3 protein-coding genes are annotated in these 1,968 nt (G+C 41.4%); all 3 read right to left on the reverse strand.

The genetic code is table 11. From position 1 onward, the window contains the following. Positions 1-69: 69 nt before the first annotated feature. A complete protein-coding gene (deoC, locus tag DW917_RS16725; protein ID WP_118120518.1) occupies positions 70-1,008 on the reverse strand; it encodes a deoxyribose-phosphate aldolase in 939 nt (312 codons plus the stop codon). A gap of 76 nt (positions 1,009-1,084) precedes the next feature. Continuing rightward, positions 1,085-1,426 carry a nucleotide pyrophosphohydrolase gene (locus tag DW917_RS16730; protein WP_118120520.1) on the reverse strand — a complete coding sequence of 114 codons (342 nt, stop codon included), beginning with the start codon at positions 1,424-1,426 and terminating at the stop codon, positions 1,085-1,087. A gap of 1 nt (position 1,427) precedes the next feature. Next, a complete protein-coding gene (gene dtd, locus DW917_RS16735; protein ID WP_118120522.1) occupies positions 1,428-1,880 on the reverse strand; it encodes a D-aminoacyl-tRNA deacylase in 453 nt (150 codons plus the stop codon). Between the last annotated feature and the right edge of the window lie 88 nt (positions 1,881-1,968).

A 1,968-nucleotide genomic window follows, 5' to 3' on the forward strand; every position in this document is an offset into this window, starting at 1 on the left:
AAATTAAAAGGGGTGCGTCACAGACTTATGACACACCCCCTGTTTTATCTACGAATCAGTTTCCCCTTTTTAGAAATACTTGATTTCCTTGCCAAGGATTTCGCTCAAGAGGAGGTTGGTAAGTCGAGATGTTCCCAAGCGGAACCATTGGTTGGTTAACCACTTTTCACCAAGAACTTCTTTTACAATTGTGTAGTAAACGATTGCATCGTGAACGGTGTTGATGCCGCCAGCTGGCTTGAAACCAATCTGGATACCAGTCTTCTCATAATATGCCTTGATGGCCTGGCACATCACGTAAGCAGCCTCTGGAGTAGCAGAAACTTTCTCCTTGCCAGTAGATGTCTTGATGTAGTCAGAACCTGAGTACATAGCAAGAATAGAAGCCTTCATGATATTGCTGCAGTTCTTCAGGCAACCAGTTTCCAAGATACATTTCATCTTGTGCTCGCCGCATGTTTCCTTCAGTTCCTGGATGTCAGAGCAAAGGCCTTCGTAATCCTCACTGAAGAACTTGCCAACAGGCATTACGATGTCAACCTCTGTGGCGCCATCTTTAATAGCCAATGCAGTTTCAGCTACCTTTACCTCGATGAAAGTCTGAGAAGAAGGGAAATTGCCGCTTACGACAGCGATTTCTACGCCATCAACTTCCAGACTTTGGCTAATGAGACCAGCGAAGTTAGGGTAGGTGCATACTGTTGCTACATGAGGAAGTTCAGGATAATCCTTGGAGAATTTGTTAACTTTCTCTATCATCTTCAAGATACTTTCCTCTGTATCTTCTGTATGGAGAGATGTTAATTCAACGCTTCCAAAGAGGAATTTCTTCACCTCCATGGTCTCGTTTTCTGCTACTTTCTCGTCAAGGAGTTTCTTTACTTCTGCTGCAATTTCCTCATCGTTAAGGTTGCAATTATACTGTTTGAGAACTGACAAATACTTGTCGTCTGCTTCACTGTATTGTCCTTGTTGCTGTGCAAGAACCTGTTCTTTAATACTGCTCATACTTAATGTTACTTTTTTAATTATTAAAGTTAAGTTTATCTATATGATTCCTTCTATTTCAGGTGTTTTATTTCCTTCAATTTCGGGTATTATATCCCTTTAATTTCGGGTTGTTCTTATGCCTTTCAGAATCCCTTTGGGTCTTCTTATCGAAGCTCTTTTTGAGTTCTTCAGTAAGGTCGATTCCCGTTTGGTTAGCCAGACAAATGAGAACCCAGAGAACGTCTGCCATTTCCTCTCCGAGGTTAGGTTTTTCGTCCTTTTTGAAACTTTGGTCGCCGTATGTTCGGGCGATGACGCGAGCCAGTTCTCCTACTTCTTCTGTGAGACAAGCCATATTGGTTAGCTCACTGAAATAGCGAACGCCATACTCTTTGATCCATTTATCTACGGCTTCCTGTGCTTCTTTTATTGTCATTTTATTCCTTATTATGAGTGTCCATCATGATGGTAACAGGACCATCATTCAATAATTCAACCTTCATATCAGCTCCGAATTCGCCTGTTCCTACAGGCTTTCCAAGTGCTTCAGAGAGCTTTTTGCAGAACTCCTCATAGAGTGGAATGCTGATTTCGTGTTTGGCAGCTCTCAGCCAACTTGGCCGATTCCCCTTCTTATAGCTGGCGAAGAGGGTAAATTGGCTGATAACCAGAATTTCCCCATCTATGTCCATGATAGAACGATTCATGACATGGTTTTCGTCATCAAAAACACGCAGTCCTATCACCTTTCTTACTAACCAATCAATGTCCTCTGAAGTGTCGCTTTCTTCTATACCCAAGAGGACGAGATAGCCTTGCTTGATAGCAGATTTTACTTCGCCTTCAATGGTAACAGAGGCATGTGCGACACGTTGTATCACGATTCTCATGTTATCTTATTCTTTTATATTTATAGATCAATTCTTTCTGTTTCTATAATCAATACTCTGTTAATTCTTATGTAATCGATTGAAAATG

Source organism: Prevotella sp. AM42-24, from assembly GCF_003461825.1.
Lineage (GTDB): Bacteria > Bacteroidota > Bacteroidia > Bacteroidales > Bacteroidaceae > Prevotella > Prevotella hominis.